This window comes from Weissella bombi (assembly GCF_900094835.1).
In the GTDB taxonomy this organism is placed as follows: domain Bacteria; phylum Bacillota; class Bacilli; order Lactobacillales; family Lactobacillaceae; genus Weissella; species Weissella bombi.
This window is the reverse complement of sequence record NZ_FMAO01000008.1, coordinates 45,407-59,805: the sequence shown is the minus strand read 5'-3', so window position 1 is coordinate 59,805 and position 14,399 is coordinate 45,407. Positions and strand designations below refer to the sequence as shown.

The window sequence follows — 14,399 nt, the reverse complement described above, 5'->3', positions numbered from 1 at the left end:
CATCGCAACGTTCTTTATAATACACAATTTCAAAATTAATTGCCATTATAAACTCTTATTTTTTTGAAATTCCTTATTTTTCAAATTTTGCCTGTGCATTCCATCTTTTTCATATATAATAGAAATTAGTTTAAAAGACATTATGTCAATTTAAGTTTTACTATATAGTAGAGGAATGCCAAATTAATGAAACAAACACTTACGCAAATCCACCCAATGTGGGAGAACTTTCCATCAGTTAAAAAGGAACTCCAAGATGTGTTATTGATTATTCAAGATTCATTACAAGCAAACGACAAAGAAGTCGAAAAAGCATTGTTGGATATGTTCCGTGCTGGTGGCAAAATGTTACGCCCTGCTTTTGCACTGATAATTGGTGAGTTTTATCCACACGATAATTCTGACTTAAAGCATATCGCTGCCGCAGTTGAAATGTTACATACTGCAACGCTCGTACATGATGACATCATCGATGATTCACCTGAACGACGTCATGCACCAAGTATTCAATCACGTTTTGGCAAGGACGTTGCTGCCTACGCTGGGGATTATTTATTCGCTGCAACATTTAAAACACTTGCCTACCATACAAATGATATGACACTTGTTCGTCAAGCAACTTCATTATTGGAAGCTATTCTAACTGGTGAACTAACACAACGCACAAACCATTACGATCGTCATATGACTTTGGCAAGTTACAAAGAACAAATCGCTGGTAAAACTGCTGCCTTATTTGTATTATCAGCCCAACTAGGTGCGGCTAATGGTAAAGCACCTGAATCATTTATGAACTTAGTTTCTGACTTTGCTTATAATGTTGGGATGGCATTTCAAATATTAGACGATATATTAGATTATCAATCAACTGATCGTGATCTAGGTAAGCCTACCCTCCAAGATGTACGCGAAGGTGTTTACTCAGCTCCTCTAATTATTGCTATGCAAAATAATAATGACATTCAAGCATTATTAAAGAAGAGAGAACAAATTACCAACGAAGAGTCACTTGCTTTACGTGATATGGTTGTAGCTAGTGGTGCTGTCGATGATGCCATTGCTTTAGCTAGCGAATATACAAACAATGCATTAGAACAATTAGACAAGCTACCTGAGGGTGAAGCTAAAGATACTTTAGTAGCCATCAGTGAAGCGCTACTAGAACGTGCTAATTAATTAACACCATAATATAGTAGGAAAGTCATTTAGAATACATAAAAAGACGTTCATTTTATTGAAATGAACGTCTTTTTATTTACATATCTTGATAATCAAATTCTAAAGCTGGATTAGCATTTAATGTCCAATCTCCACGCTTACCATGTCGATAAGCAATATCAACAGCTGCACCAATCATAGCAGCATTATCACCTGCCAACTTAATTGGAACTGGCAAGAAATTAATTTGGGGACGTTTTGCAAGCATTTGTGTTAATGCATCACGCAAGCCGCGATTAGCAGCTACTCCCCCAGCTACAATAAATGATTTTACTGGGTAATTATCCAAAGCGCGAGCAGTTTTAGTAACTAATACCTCAACCACCGCATCTTGGAACGAGGCAGCTAAATTATCATGGTCAACCGTTTCGCCACGTTGATCAGCATTATGCATCAAATTAATGACTGCACTTTTCAAACCAGAAAATGAAAAGTCATAAGCATCATCATTCATAAGAGCACGCGGTAGATCATAAGTTGCTGTTCCTCTGTGAGCCATTTCATCTAAAGTTTTTCCTGCAGGATACTGCAAGCCCATTGTACGACCAACTTTATCATAACTTTCACCGGCCGCATCATCACGTGTATCACCAATAACGACATATTCATATTCTTTAGGCATCAAAACTAATTCAGTATGTCCACCTGATACCATTAATGCTAACGCTGGATATTGGATAGGCGCAACAAAATTAGCGGCACTAATATGACCAGCCATATGTAATACTGGCACTAGTGGTAAGTTATGTGCCCAAGCTATTGTTTTAGCTGCTGTAACACCAATCAATAAGGCGCCCACCAAACCAGGTCCTTGCGTGACACCAATTGCTGTCAAATCTTCATAAGTTAGATGTGCATCTGATAAAGCAGCATCAGCCAAAATAGTTACTTGCTCAATATGGTGACGACTTGCTACTTCTGGCACAATACCACCAAAACGTTGGTGACTTTTAATTTGGGTTGCCGTTTCCAAACTAATAATTTCAACACCATTTTTAACAATGGCGACACTCGTTTCATCAGCACTTGATTCAAATGCCATGATATAACGTGTTTCTGTCATACCTTACTCCTTTGATTTTATCGGTAATTGCAACATCATCAGTGCTGCATCTTCAACAGGATGGTTATAATATGCTTTTCGTTGTCGATATGTCTCAAAACCCAAACGCTGATACAAGCGTTGGGCGCCTTTATTACCAACACGAACTTCCAATAACACTGTTGTTTTTTCTGCAAAGTTATTGAACCAAGTTCTCAATAACACCTCACCAAGATGATTTCCTTGATATGCCTGTATAATGGCAACGTTACTAATATCTAAAACATCATCTAAATAGGTACCACCAACAAATCCGATTAAGTCTCCTTGATCATTAACCATCCCCAAATAATGAGTATAGTCATTTGCTAATTCGGCCTCAAATGTTTTTAATTGCCATGGTGAACCCACTGGATACGCATCATCAGCTACTTGAAATAATTGTCGGGCAGTCAACGAATGTTTAGTTAAGAAGTTCATGATTAATGTACTCTCCTAACAACTGGGCCATATCAAATGCATCCTCACCATCTTCACCATAATAATGCGTCTTTCGTCGTACAACTTGGAAGCCTAAGCGTTCATATAATTTCTTTGCAGACACATTTGATACTCGCACCTCTAATGACATGCGGTGAAAATCAAGTTGCTGCGCAATTGTCATCATATACATCACCAAAAAGGTACCAATTCCTCGATTTTGCCAGTGAGGTGCTACCATAATGTTAGTAATATGTACTTCGTGGATGCCCATACGAAAAGCACAACCAATAAGCGCAACTAATGAACCTGTTTCAGGTTGACGAAGAACTACATATAAGCGATCATTTGTTCGTTGTAATTCTTCTGTGAATACTTCCAACGGCCATTGCGTTTCTCCCTGATAGGCATTTTCTTGTAACGCAATTATATCGGCTAAATCAGCTTCCTGTGCTGGCATTAAATCAAACTCGAAATTCTTAATACCAATTTTCTGATGAAAACGTTGCGCACTTTCTGGAAGTGGACGTTTTATATTTTCGAACCAATCATTAAACTTTTTCCACATAGGTGTGTCCACCGTGATCCTCTGGATGTGCTTTGGCCCAATCAGCTTCAGCTTGTGAAAGGCGATGATAATTAGGGACAAATTGGTGAATATCTGCCATATTAGTTAATTCTTGACTATCTTTAGATAATTGCAAACTGTTAGCTGCATGTGGTAGATTATCGCTAGCAAACTCCGCGTCAGGAAAGGCCGTTTTTAATTGTGTTTCAAAACGTTGCCATTCACCGACAAATATAATCGCTTGCTTTTGATCAGCCAACGATGCTTGCAACGTCTCAAGATTCATATGTGCATCTGCCTGAACAGCAACTAAATGCCCTGCTTGCCATTGATATTGGGCAGCATAAATATTTTGGTTACGTGCATCCATAACCGGAACAATTACAGCACTTTCATCAGTAACATTGCTAGCTAATAGTGCCAAACTTGAAATACCCGTTAACGTTAACCCTAGTGTAAACGCTAAAGTTTTAGCTGTTGTCACTGCAATACGTAAACCGGTGTATGAACCAGGTCCTTGACTAACAATAACATTATCTAAATCCTGCGGTGTCCAATTTGCTTGGCGCACCAACTCATCAATAAATGGTAATAATTGTGTTGAATGGTTTCGTTGCACATTTGTTTCACGTTGATCAATTAATTGGTCATCTTCAAATAATGCCACGCTCAAAGGTTGATTGCTTGTATCAAAAGCAATGGTTTTCATATCACCTAACTCCTTTATTTGTAAAATACTATTATTCATTCTACCGCAATTTTAGTTGAACAACACATTAATTACATGGATAGCGGTTGTCACATTTAATAAGGTATTAATTTTAACATTTCCATTTTATCAGAATTAACATCCTTCTAATCGTAAGTATATACAAAATTGATATTATATGAAAGACCGCTAAACTCAAAAAAGAATTTAGCGGTCTTTAACATAACTTCATTTTAATTAACGGTCTTCATAACCATTTGGATGTTTTTGCATCCAGTTCCAAGCTGTACGGATGATTTCTTTAACATCATCATACTTTGGTTCCCAACCAAGCACTTCACGAGCCTTAGCTGAAGAAGCAACTAATGAATCAGGGTCACCAGCACGGCGAGGTCCTACTTCAGCTGGTATTTCTTTACCCGTTGCTTCACGAGCAGCTTCAACCATTTGCTTAACTGAGAAACCATTTGCTGATCCCAAATTAAATTGGTTTGACTCGTTACCCTTAGCTAGGTAGTCTAACGCCAAAACATGGGCATCAGCTAAGTCCATAACATGCACATAGTCTCGAACGTTAAAGCCGTCTGGTGTATTGTAATCATCACCAAACATCATAATCTTTTCACGTTTTCCCAAAGCTGTTTGCAAAATAATTGGTACCAAATGCGTTTCTGTTGGATGATCTTCACCAATAGACCCATCTGACTTTGCACCAGCAACATTAAAGTAACGTAATGCTACCCACTTCAAACCATAAGCTTGATCAGCCCACTTCATGATATGTTCCATTTGAAGTTTTGACTCACCATATGGGTTAATTGGATTTTGTGGTGTTGTTTCCTTAATTGGATTCTCTTTTGCCACACCATATGTTGCAGCCGTTGATGAAAAGACAATTTGCTTAACATCAAAGTCCAACATTACTTCAAGTAAGTTAATCATACCGTAAACGTTATTATCAAAATACTTTAGTGGTTGTTCCACTGATTCTGGCACAATTGAAGATGCCGCAAAATGAACCACTTGATCAATATTTTCTTTTTCAAATACTTCAGTCAATGCCGCCTTGTCACGAATATCTACTTCGTAAAAAGGTACCCCCTCTGGCACTGATGCACGATGACCTGTTAATAGATTATCAACAACAACAACATCCCGCTTAGCAGCCAATAATGTAGCTACCATATGAGAACCGATATAACCAGCTCCCCCTAATACTAGTACGGACATTTCCACTCTCCTTATTGTCTTAATATCTTTAGTTTAGCCTAATTATTTGCTAACGTCCAATCAATTGTGGCTTCAGCTGAAACAGTGTCTCCAAACATAATTCGATGCTTTGTTGTATTGCCAACAACCTGTACTTCAGACACAACTTGATTACCTGGCAAAACTTCGTGTTCATATTTAATATTCATAGCCGTTGGTTCATGACTCGTTAAAAATTCTAATGGTAAGACATCCACCATCCAGTCAGAATATTTAGAGTTGTTAACGTGATGATTTGAATCAATATCTAAGAAACGGACTTCATATTCTTTTTTATAATCAATCGTTTGATCGTCATCAATACCATCAACTGCCGCTAAGCGTTCAATCTTACGCACATGTTCAGGTTGATATGCTTCAGCCATTTCCTGAGGAATGCGTGCTAACTTACGCTTATTCATATCAATCATTGAAAAAAAGCCATCCATAACAACTAAATCATTACCATCGGCATCAAGAATACGATACTCACGACGCGCAAAGAATGGATTAAATTGCTTAGCTGTTGTCGATAAGATAACTTTTTCGCCATCATTTGGACGACGTTTGATTGTAACAACTTGTTGTAATACGACCCAGCCCACACCTTTTTCATGTGTATAATCTGGTCCTATCCCCAAATCTATTGCTTGTTGCGTTGAACTAAGAATCACCAAATTATATAACATTGGTAAACTCAATTTACCAGTAACATCAGATTCATAATAAACGACGTCATGTGGCATCCGAAATTCTACGGCCATTATTTATTCTCTCCTTGATATTGTAAATACAACGTTTGACGATCTAATGAACGTTGTTTAGCAATCTTTTTAATTGCTGCGGTTGGTTTAAGCCCATTATCAACCAACGCTTGAACTGCTTGTACTGGATTCAAATCAGCTAATGGATCTTCATCACTTTCCTCATCAGCATGTTCATTACCTGCCACCAAGACAACGAATTCACCACGCACTTCATTTTCACTGGCCCAAGTCACCAATTCTTCAACCGTACCTCGTAAAAATTCTTCGTAACGTTTAGTCAATTCACGAGCCAAAACAACTTCACGGTCAGGACCAAATGCTGTCAAAATTGCTTTTAATGTTTTAGCTAACCGATGTGGTGCTTCGTAAAAAATCATTGTTTCTTGGTGTGACTTTAACGTTTCTAATTCATGTAATTGCTCTTTAGATTTACGTGGCAAAAAACCATAAAACATAAATGGTTGTGGGGCTAATCCTGACGCAATTAAAGCTGTAATACCTGCACTAGCACCCGGAATAGGAACTACCGGAATATCTGCCAAAATGGCTGCTTTAACTAATTCATGACCTGGATCAGAAATTGATGGCATCCCCGCATCAGAAACCTGGGCAATACTATCACCAGCTTGCAGACGCGCAACTAATTCTGGAATGCGATTTTCTTTATTGTGTTCGTGAAAGGAAATTTGCTTCGTATCAATATTAAATTGATTCAATAATTGTTGTGTATGCCGAGTATCCTCAGCTGCAATTAAATCAACCGTTTGCATTACTTGAATCGAACGATTGGTCATATCACCAAGATTACCAATAGGTGTTGGAACTAAATATAAGGTACCCACTTCTTGCGTACCAAAACTCTTTTGTTGTTTCATGCTAAACCTGCTAACTTAAATTGACTTGCTAAAATAGTTGCTTCCAACGTTGTTTGAAAATTAATATTCTTTTGTAACTTCTGTGGTGCAGCCAATACAATTTTAGCAACATCTAATAGCGTTGCTTCATCGTAACGTTGTACCAAAGGTGTCCAATCCTTAGCAAAATGATTGGCTTGAACACCTGCTTTAGTTAACAGAATATCGCGCCAAGCCTGTGCAAACATCATCAAAATCATCTGTTTAGACTCTTGACTATCCGCTAACGGTACGAAAGTCATTTGAACTTGTGCAAACGCTTGGTTAGAATTTTTCAACATTGTCTCTGCTAACGTTACGATAGCCTGACTTACCTGAGAAAACCAATCATCAACTAACCATTCCTGTGCTACTTGCACACTATCAGTTAATGACTGCACTAATGGTATTTGAATTTCAGAATAACCTGCGTCACTTAATGCCGTTGCAAATTGTTTCTGACTAATATTGGTAAAATTAATTACCTGCGTACGTGAAACAATGGTTGGTAATAATTGCGCCTTATTTTCAGCAATTAAAATCGCTGTTTGCCCCGGTGCAGGCTCTTCAATAAATTTCAATAGACCATTGGCTGCGCTACTGGTCATTGTATCAGCACCGTTAATAATAAAAATCTTTTGTTGCCCTTCAACCGCAGTTTTTGTAAACTCGGCTTTTAAGAAGCGCACTTGATCAACCTTAATACTTTTACCATCTGGTTTTACTTCAATTACGTCAGGGTGTTCATGATTTGCAATTCGTTGACACTGATGACAAGTACCATCAGGTTGACCATTTGCATCAACATTCGGACACATTAAGCGCATTGCTAACCAATCGGCCACCAATGCTTGTCCACGACCAGCCGGACCAGTAAACAAAAAAGCGTGAGCAAGTTGTTGGCTTGCTGACGCCTTTTGTAGTTGCGCAATTAACTGTGGCTGCAAGTCATTAGCATGCGCAATTAATTCTTCGGCATTCATGAGCACCTCTTAAAAGCGGTGGAATTGCTCAATATCTTGAACAAAGACTGTTGCACCACCAACTTGTACTTCCATTGGTGTTGCAGCAGTTGATTCCATTGCGACATCCAAGCTAACTGCAGGTGTCATAAATTGCTTACGTGTGTGTGATGTATCTTCAATCAAATCTAACACTTCTTGAACACGGTCATCTTCAATACCAATCATAAACGTTGTGTTTCCAGAACGAAGAAATCCGCCAGATGTTGCTAGCCGGGTTGCACGTACGTTTGCCTTTACAAACTTACCACCCAATTTGTTCGCATCTTTATCTTGTACAATTGCAATAATCATTTTCATAATGTGAAAACCTCCTAGTCCTGGATACCAAGTATTGGCATCAGTGCTGTCCATGTATCTGAAATAACTGTTGCTAAGTCTTGCTCAGCATTAATAATTAGAAAACGTTCTGGTGATTGTTCAGCTAACTGGTGATAAGCATCTGCTACACGTTGGTGGAACGATAATGCCTCTACATCTAAACGATTAACTTCATCCTGCCGATGTTCTTGGATTCTTCGTAACCCAACTTCTGGTCGAATATCCAAATAAACTGTTGCCGTTGGCATAACACCATTCGTTGCAAATCGATTAATCGTTGTTATTGCATCAACCCCTAGATTTCGGCCACCACCTTGATAGGCAATGGAACTATCTAAGTAGCGATCACTAATAACAACTTTATCCTCTGCTAACGCTGGCAAAACAGTATCAACTAAATGTTGACGACGAGATGCAGCATATAGCAACGCTTCAGTCCAAGCATCCATACTAGGTAAGTTTGGATCTAGTACTAAGTCACGAATCGCTTCTGCAACAGGGCTACCTTTGCCACCTGGTTCTCTAGTTAACACTAATTGATCATCTAACAAAGGTGCTAACCGTTCAACAATTGCTCGTAAAACTGATGTTTTTCCTGCACCCTCAGGGCCTTCAAATGTAATAAATGTCCCTGACATGTATTTCACCGCTTTCTAATCATTGATTATTTTTAATTATAACCTAAAAAAGAGGTCGATACAAAATAGCTTCGGCCTCTTTTTTAAGATAAACAACAATAAATCTCGTTATTTATATAAAATTCATTACATTTTATTTCTCAGGATGAACAAAAGCTGTGGACCAATGTCCCTTCATACCACGTTCACGAGCAGCTCGTAAAAGAAAGAAATATTTCTGCTTGGCACGAGCTGTTTCTGCCTTAATCATATTTGGTGCAATATTACTTTCGAACATGGCATCCTCAGATATGCGTGCTTTTTCATAGTCATACTTTGCCCGTTCAATCGCCTGGTTCAACCGTTCATCATAGGCTTTTGCGTCAAATTTTGGACGTTTACTGCGTAACTTAAACATTACAACTGCGTCCTCCCCTCAACTGCCTTAATTAACGTAATTTGATCGGCATAATCAATATCACTACCAACTGACAACCCTGTTGCCAATCGTGATACCTTTAATCCAGCTGGCTTTAACAACCTTGATAAGTACATCGCTGTCGCTTCACCCTCAGCATTAGCATTAGTTGCAACGATAACCTCTTGAATCGTATCATCCTTTTGCAAACGATTGACCAATGATTCGATATTAATATCATCAGGTCCTTTACCTTCAAGTGGTGACAAAACACCATGTAACACATGGTACAACGCTTTGTACTCGCCCGTATTTTCGATTGCCATTAAATCTTTTACTTCGGCAACAACTAAAACCGTACTCTGATCACGACTATTGTCTGAACAAATTACACAAGGATCAGTTTCTGTTAAATTACCGCAGATTGAGCAAAAATGTAAATCACGTTTTGCTGAAATCAGAGACTGCGCAAAACTTGTCACATCTTCTTCAGGCATATCAATTGTATAAAACGCCAAACGTGTTGCCGTCTTTATGCCAATACCAGGTAATTTTGTATAACTATCAATTAACTTTGCAATTGGCTCTGGATACTGCATACAACTGCCTTCTTTCTATTGATATGTTAGAACATACCCTTAGGTGCAAATTGACCCAAACGCTTTTGTTGGTCTTGTTCGATTTGCTTCAAACCATCGTTAACTGCAACTAGGACCATATCTGCCAAGCCATCAACATCTTCAGGATCAACGATGTCTGCCTTGATTTGCAAATCTTTCAATTCACGATCACCATTAAACGTTGCTAAAACTAAATCAGATGGTGCATGACCCACATAGTCAGTCTTAGAGATGGCAGCTTGCTCATCTTCCATTTGCTTTTGCATCTTCTTTGCTTGCTTCATCATTTGTTGCATATTTTGTCCACCGAACATTATTCATTCCTCATTTCTTTTAATTAATCATCAATTTCTTCGACAAGATCTTCATCAAAGATGTTTTTTGCTTCTGTTACTAAACTATCTTCTTGTTCTACTGGTTGATCCACCGCTGGTTCTACTGGCATCTGTTGTGCAGTTGCTTCATCCGATGCTGGTGCTTGGGTGTGTTGCTTAGTTAATTGCGCAACATATTTAGCACGTAATTGTTGCCAATCATCACTCGTGATGAAAACCAACTGACGTTCATTAGCGGCTTGCGTTAATTCACGAATTTGGGTCACCATTGTTTGCAAGAGGTCATTCTTTTGCATCGCATTGTGCCGAATAATATCAAAATTAAAGGCAACCACCAAGCCATTAGCTGATGCAGCTACCGGTCTAGAAACATTTAACATTGCCTGCTCAGAAACAGGCAACATGTTTACCATATCTGACCAGACAGCTGTTATGCGATTAAGATCCCCACGTGTTGCTTCGGCCAGCACTTTAAACACAGCCGTTTGATCTTCACTAACATGCACAGTAGGCACCTGTTTATGCGGTGCTACCGTTTTTGTTTCAGCAACTGGTTCATCTGATTGCGCCGCAGTTGATGTTAGGGAAACTGTTTGTACAGGTGCTGTCTGTGGTTGCGTCTGTTCCTTAGGCGCTGATGCAGTTGGTACGTTATTTGTAGCAGGCATAACTGGTTGACTAAGTTTTACCGTCAATACCTCTAAATAAATAGCTGGTCGATTCGTATAACGTAACTGCTGTTGCGTTTCATTTAATTGATCGATCATATTATACCAAACTGGTGCTGCCTGTCCTTTTGCTAACTGCATGAACGTTTCATCAGGTACTAGCGTTACTAACTCTGGTGCTTCCGTGTAAAGCAATAAATCACGCGCATAACTAATCAAATCTTCAACGAAACGATTAGCATCCTTACCAGCATCCAATACCTCAGATAGCTTTGCCAAAGCAGCTTTAGTGTCTTGTTGTACCACTGCTTGTACGTATTGTCCCAATAAGGTTTGTGTAACAGATCCCGTTACCAACAAGGCATTTTCTAATGTTACATGCCCATCCCCAAAAGATAGCGCCTGATCAAGAATACTCAAAGCATCACGCATTCCACCATCAGCAGCATTCGCAATCACACGTAACGCTGCTTCATCGTACGTATTACCACGCTCATTCAAAATATAAACCATCCGTTCATACGCGGCCTGCGCATTGATACGTTTAAAATCAAATCGTTGTGTACGTGAAATAATAGTAGCCGGGATTTTTTGTGGTTCAGTTGTGGCCAAAATAAAAATAACATTGGCAGGTGGTTCTTCTAATGTTTTCAATAGGGCATTAAATGCTCCCGTTGATAACATATGCACCTCGTCAATAATATATACTTTATACTTAGCCTGCGTTGGTGCATAAGTAACGTCTTCTCTAATTTCACGGATTTCATCGACCCCGTTATTAGATGCCGCATCTAATTCGATCACGTCCCCTAGTGTACCTGCATCAGCTGCCTGACAAATTTCACAAGTCCCATCAGGTTCACCATCAACTGGATGTAAACAATTAATTGCCTTCGCAAAAATTTTAGCTGCTGATGTTTTACCAGTTCCGCGCGGTCCATTAAACAAATAAGCGTGCGTTATTTGCCCTGTAATAATGGCATTTTTTAATGTTTTGGTCACGACTTCTTGACCAATCATATCGCTAAATTTTTGTGGACGCCATGTCCGATATAAAGCTTGATATGCCATGACTTGTGACCCCTTTTCTATCAGTATTTTATTCCTGATTTATGTGTGTAACTATCATTACCAATAATATCAGAAAAAGCGTTTTACGAACAGCCAACATTTAAACAAACCTAGTCCGAAATTATACGACAATAATAAACAAAAAAGAGGCTAGAACAATCTGTTCTAACCTCCGCTAATTTACTTAAGAAGTGAAGCACAATATACGGTCTCCTTAGTGCTGCTGCCTTCCGACCCTGACACAATTCGAAGTGCACACTTGCCTCACCAAATATATTATAGCAAGAACTAAGAAATTTGACCAGTATTTTTCTCAGCTAATTGCCGCGCTTTCTTCTCAGCCTTTTTTCTTTTTCTTACAGCTTTAAAAAATGCTTTTAAGAGTGCACTGGCTTCTTGGGCACGAACACCTGCATGGACCGCTACCTGATGGTTTAGTCGTTCATCAGTTAGTAGCTCATACATTGAAGTCACACCACCGCCCTTAGCATCATTGGCACCATAATAAACATCCGTAATGCGTGTTTGTTGAATTAAACCCGCACACATAATACAAGGTTCCAATGTTACAAATAATTGTGCCTCAGGTAAACGCCAAGAATGTTGCAGACGATTTGCTTCTAAAATCGCTTGATACTCAGCATGCTGACTGCCATCTTGCAAATGTTCACGTAAGTTAAAGGCTCGACTGATAATCTGACCATCCTGCACGACGACTGCCCCAATTGGAACTTCACCAATTAAAGCTGCTTTACGTGCTTCACGCAAGGCTTCACCCATAAAATAATGGATTTGATCAGCTGTTAGTTGTCCCGACATACGTACTCTCCAAAATATAATAGCCTTTGTCCTTAGCAATTGTTTGCACATTACCAAATAATTCAGCCATTAGTTTCTTAGCCGATGGTGCACCTTGCTTCTTTTGCAAAACAACCGTTAGTGTCCCTTCAAGTACCAAATGATTAATCGCACCTGCAATCATGTCCGTAACAATTTGCTTACCAGCACGTACTGGTGGATTTGTTAGAATTGCTGCAAATTTGCCATCAACATTTTCGTAACGATCAGATTGTACAACCGTAATTTGTTGGTCGACATGGTTGCGCTGTGCATTTCGCTGCACCAATTCAGCAGCCCGTGCATTAATTTCGGCAGCAACAAACTCACGTTCTGGCAATACTTTAGCTAGACTAATTGCAACCGGTCCGTAACCCGCACCTAAATCAAGAATTTTACCGGCTGGAATGTCGCGATTAAAAGCATTCAGCATAGTACGCGTTCCATAATCAACGGTTCCTTTAGAAAAAACCCCGGCATCAGTTGTAAAAGTTAAAGCATGATCCAATAACTCAAATGTCCATGTATGCTCATCATGGGCCGTAGTTGGATTAGCTGTATAATAATGTTCCGGCATATTGCTCCTCTTTTAATTAAAATATTTTTGTAAAAAGTTTTGAACTGTTTTTTCATATTTAGCTGGATTAGTTCGATATGAGTCTACATGCGCAGCGCCAGGTACAAGGTACTTTTCCTTAGGCCCGTTTGTTGCCTGATAAACTGGTTCCATAAACTTAGTTGGCACAAATTTATCATTATCACCATGAATAAACAACATTGGTCGTTTATTATTAGCTAACAATTTTTCAGCATCTGCTTGATGATAACTATATCCTGCTAACACCTTTGAGTAGCCTGATACAACTGGAATTAACACATTTGCTAACCATTTAGGCAACCCATACATATTACCTGCTTCGTAATGTAATTCATCTGCTACTGATGTGTATCCTGAATCTTCAATATAAGCTTTTACCTGTGATGGCGGATTCATACCAGATAGCATCATAGTGGTTGCAGCACCCATTGATGCACCCATTACAACAATTTCACTATCCTTACCGTTTTTGGCAAGAACCTGATTAATCCATTTTTGATAATCCTTGGCATCCAAATAACCAAAACCAATATACTTACCTTCAGATTTACCAGATGCACGATCATCTGGCATCAAAACATTATAACCAAAGCGATGGAACATCTCACCATAAGGCGCCATTGCTTTATGATCAACACCAAAACCGTGAATAACAATCACAGTTTTATTCGTTTTTTTCGCAGCAGGTAAATATTTTCCTACTAATTTAGTACCATCGTCAGCCTTTAGTTGCCACTTTTTAGTGTCTGCAGCCAACCATTTTTCTTGCTGGGCATACAACGGATTTTTCTTGCTAACTAAACCGCTACCCACAAAATCTTTTTTAGCTCTCACTTCGGCAACATGGAAGAAATAGCCTCCTGCACCAAGTATAGCTGCGCCAACTACGACAACCAATGTGGCGACCGCCGTCCATACTTTGCGTTTTGTTGACCATTTTTTATGTTGTTTTACCATCTCTAAATCC

At 39.0% G+C, this 14,399-nt stretch carries 18 protein-coding genes and 1 other RNA gene; 1 reads left to right on the top strand and 18 read right to left on the bottom strand.

The window, feature by feature from the left end; translation table 11 throughout:
• The first annotated feature begins 186 nt into the window (after nucleotides 1-186).
• Complete coding sequence (locus tag GA0061074_RS06335) at nucleotides 187-1,176, top strand: polyprenyl synthetase family protein (RefSeq protein WP_092462958.1); 990 nt, start codon at nucleotides 187-189, stop codon at nucleotides 1,174-1,176.
• A 79-nt stretch (nucleotides 1,177-1,255) separates the two neighbouring features.
• Here the strand turns inward: GA0061074_RS06335 and tsaD are convergent, their stop codons facing one another.
• The 18 genes from tsaD to GA0061074_RS06245 form a co-directional block, all read right to left on the bottom strand.
• Complete coding sequence (tsaD, locus tag GA0061074_RS06330; RefSeq protein ID WP_092462956.1) at nucleotides 1,256-2,281, bottom strand: tRNA (adenosine(37)-N6)-threonylcarbamoyltransferase complex transferase subunit TsaD; 1,026 nt, start codon at nucleotides 2,279-2,281, stop codon at nucleotides 1,256-1,258.
• Nucleotides 2,282-2,284: 3 nt separating this feature from the next.
• On the bottom strand, nucleotides 2,285-2,740 hold the full coding sequence (gene rimI / locus GA0061074_RS06325; protein WP_092462954.1) for a ribosomal protein S18-alanine N-acetyltransferase: 456 nt from the start codon (nucleotides 2,738-2,740) through the stop codon (nucleotides 2,285-2,287).
• Entirely contained in the window at nucleotides 2,724-3,308 is a 585-nt protein-coding gene (gene rimI, locus GA0061074_RS06320; RefSeq protein ID WP_092462951.1) for a ribosomal protein S18-alanine N-acetyltransferase, read from the bottom strand. Before rimI (GA0061074_RS06320) ends, rimI (GA0061074_RS06325) begins: the two co-directional genes overlap by 17 nt.
• Nucleotides 3,292-4,017: a tRNA (adenosine(37)-N6)-threonylcarbamoyltransferase complex dimerization subunit type 1 TsaB gene (tsaB, locus tag GA0061074_RS06315; RefSeq protein WP_092462948.1), complete on the bottom strand. Its 726-nt coding sequence runs from the start codon at nucleotides 4,015-4,017 to the stop codon at nucleotides 3,292-3,294. The genes rimI (GA0061074_RS06320) and tsaB overlap by 17 nt, the downstream gene beginning before the upstream one ends.
• A gap of 237 nt (nucleotides 4,018-4,254) precedes the next feature.
• Nucleotides 4,255-5,247, bottom strand: coding sequence for a UDP-glucose 4-epimerase GalE (gene galE / locus GA0061074_RS06310; RefSeq protein ID WP_092462946.1), 993 nt, complete (start codon nucleotides 5,245-5,247; stop codon nucleotides 4,255-4,257).
• Between the two features lie 38 nt (nucleotides 5,248-5,285).
• Nucleotides 5,286-6,029: an acyl-[acyl-carrier-protein] thioesterase gene (locus GA0061074_RS06305; protein ID WP_092462944.1), complete on the bottom strand. Its 744-nt coding sequence runs from the start codon at nucleotides 6,027-6,029 to the stop codon at nucleotides 5,286-5,288.
• Complete coding sequence (rsmI, locus tag GA0061074_RS06300) at nucleotides 6,029-6,907, bottom strand: 16S rRNA (cytidine(1402)-2'-O)-methyltransferase (protein ID WP_092462942.1); 879 nt, start codon at nucleotides 6,905-6,907, stop codon at nucleotides 6,029-6,031. The genes GA0061074_RS06305 and rsmI overlap by 1 nt, the downstream gene beginning before the upstream one ends.
• A complete protein-coding gene (gene holB / locus GA0061074_RS06295; RefSeq protein WP_092462940.1) occupies nucleotides 6,904-7,908 on the bottom strand; it encodes a DNA polymerase III subunit delta' in 1,005 nt (334 codons plus the stop codon). Before holB ends, rsmI begins: the two co-directional genes overlap by 4 nt.
• A gap of 9 nt (nucleotides 7,909-7,917) precedes the next feature.
• Entirely contained in the window at nucleotides 7,918-8,247 is a 330-nt protein-coding gene (locus GA0061074_RS06290; RefSeq protein WP_092462938.1) for a cyclic-di-AMP receptor, read from the bottom strand.
• A gap of 14 nt (nucleotides 8,248-8,261) precedes the next feature.
• Nucleotides 8,262-8,906: a dTMP kinase gene (tmk, locus tag GA0061074_RS06285; protein WP_092462936.1), complete on the bottom strand. Its 645-nt coding sequence runs from the start codon at nucleotides 8,904-8,906 to the stop codon at nucleotides 8,262-8,264.
• Nucleotides 8,907-9,039: 133 nt separating this feature from the next.
• Nucleotides 9,040-9,303 carry a YaaL family protein gene (locus tag GA0061074_RS06280; protein WP_092462933.1) on the bottom strand — a complete coding sequence of 88 codons (264 nt, stop codon included), beginning with the start codon at nucleotides 9,301-9,303 and terminating at the stop codon, nucleotides 9,040-9,042.
• Nucleotides 9,303-9,902 (bottom strand): recombination mediator RecR, encoded by a 600-nt coding sequence (gene recR, locus GA0061074_RS06275; protein WP_092462931.1) that lies wholly within the window; start codon nucleotides 9,900-9,902, stop codon nucleotides 9,303-9,305. Before recR ends, GA0061074_RS06280 begins: the two co-directional genes overlap by 1 nt.
• A gap of 26 nt (nucleotides 9,903-9,928) precedes the next feature.
• A complete protein-coding gene (locus tag GA0061074_RS06270; protein ID WP_092462929.1) occupies nucleotides 9,929-10,237 on the bottom strand; it encodes a YbaB/EbfC family nucleoid-associated protein in 309 nt (102 codons plus the stop codon).
• Nucleotides 10,238-10,260: 23 nt separating this feature from the next.
• Nucleotides 10,261-11,997: a DNA polymerase III subunit gamma/tau gene (gene dnaX, locus GA0061074_RS06265; protein WP_092462928.1), complete on the bottom strand. Its 1,737-nt coding sequence runs from the start codon at nucleotides 11,995-11,997 to the stop codon at nucleotides 10,261-10,263.
• 178 nt (nucleotides 11,998-12,175) lie between these two features.
• Nucleotides 12,176-12,273: signal recognition particle sRNA small type (gene ffs, locus GA0061074_RS06260), an RNA gene on the bottom strand.
• 12 nt (nucleotides 12,274-12,285) lie between these two features.
• On the bottom strand, nucleotides 12,286-12,816 hold the full coding sequence (locus GA0061074_RS06255) for a nucleoside deaminase (protein WP_092462927.1): 531 nt from the start codon (nucleotides 12,814-12,816) through the stop codon (nucleotides 12,286-12,288).
• Nucleotides 12,794-13,411 carry a class I SAM-dependent methyltransferase gene (locus GA0061074_RS06250; protein ID WP_092462925.1) on the bottom strand — a complete coding sequence of 206 codons (618 nt, stop codon included), beginning with the start codon at nucleotides 13,409-13,411 and terminating at the stop codon, nucleotides 12,794-12,796. Before GA0061074_RS06250 ends, GA0061074_RS06255 begins: the two co-directional genes overlap by 23 nt.
• A 12-nt stretch (nucleotides 13,412-13,423) precedes the next feature.
• Nucleotides 13,424-14,389 carry an alpha/beta hydrolase gene (locus GA0061074_RS06245; protein WP_092462923.1) on the bottom strand — a complete coding sequence of 322 codons (966 nt, stop codon included), beginning with the start codon at nucleotides 14,387-14,389 and terminating at the stop codon, nucleotides 13,424-13,426.
• Nucleotides 14,390-14,399 lie beyond the last annotated feature (10 nt).

Bases quoted from the DNA above. Each gene is read 5' to 3' on its own strand.
- recR (WP_092462931.1), bottom strand. From the start codon at position 9,902: ATGCAGTATCCAGAGCCAATTGCAAAGTTAATTGATAGTTATACAAAA.
- rimI (WP_092462954.1), bottom strand. From the start codon at position 2,740: ATGAACTTCTTAACTAAACATTCGTTGACTGCCCGACAATTATTTCAA.
- tsaB (WP_092462948.1), bottom strand. From the start codon at position 4,017: ATGAAAACCATTGCTTTTGATACAAGCAATCAACCTTTGAGCGTGGCA.
- GA0061074_RS06255 (WP_092462927.1), bottom strand. From the start codon at position 12,816: ATGTCGGGACAACTAACAGCTGATCAAATCCATTATTTTATGGGTGAA.
- tsaD (WP_092462956.1), bottom strand. From the start codon at position 2,281: ATGACAGAAACACGTTATATCATGGCATTTGAATCAAGTGCTGATGAA.
- dnaX (WP_092462928.1), bottom strand. From the start codon at position 11,997: ATGGCATATCAAGCTTTATATCGGACATGGCGTCCACAAAAATTTAGC.
- GA0061074_RS06280 (WP_092462933.1), bottom strand. From the start codon at position 9,303: ATGTTTAAGTTACGCAGTAAACGTCCAAAATTTGACGCAAAAGCCTAT.
- galE (WP_092462946.1), bottom strand. From the start codon at position 5,247: ATGTCCGTACTAGTATTAGGGGGAGCTGGTTATATCGGTTCTCATATG.
- GA0061074_RS06335 (WP_092462958.1), top strand. From the start codon at position 187: ATGAAACAAACACTTACGCAAATCCACCCAATGTGGGAGAACTTTCCA.
- GA0061074_RS06290 (WP_092462938.1), bottom strand. From the start codon at position 8,247: ATGAAAATGATTATTGCAATTGTACAAGATAAAGATGCGAACAAATTG.
- GA0061074_RS06305 (WP_092462944.1), bottom strand. From the start codon at position 6,029: ATGGCCGTAGAATTTCGGATGCCACATGACGTCGTTTATTATGAATCT.
- holB (WP_092462940.1), bottom strand. From the start codon at position 7,908: ATGAATGCCGAAGAATTAATTGCGCATGCTAATGACTTGCAGCCACAG.
- GA0061074_RS06270 (WP_092462929.1), bottom strand. From the start codon at position 10,237: ATGTTCGGTGGACAAAATATGCAACAAATGATGAAGCAAGCAAAGAAG.
- rsmI (WP_092462942.1), bottom strand. From the start codon at position 6,907: ATGAAACAACAAAAGAGTTTTGGTACGCAAGAAGTGGGTACCTTATAT.
- tmk (WP_092462936.1), bottom strand. From the start codon at position 8,906: ATGTCAGGGACATTTATTACATTTGAAGGCCCTGAGGGTGCAGGAAAA.
- rimI (WP_092462951.1), bottom strand. From the start codon at position 3,308: ATGTGGAAAAAGTTTAATGATTGGTTCGAAAATATAAAACGTCCACTT.
- GA0061074_RS06245 (WP_092462923.1), bottom strand. From the start codon at position 14,389: ATGGTAAAACAACATAAAAAATGGTCAACAAAACGCAAAGTATGGACG.
- GA0061074_RS06250 (WP_092462925.1), bottom strand. From the start codon at position 13,411: ATGCCGGAACATTATTATACAGCTAATCCAACTACGGCCCATGATGAG.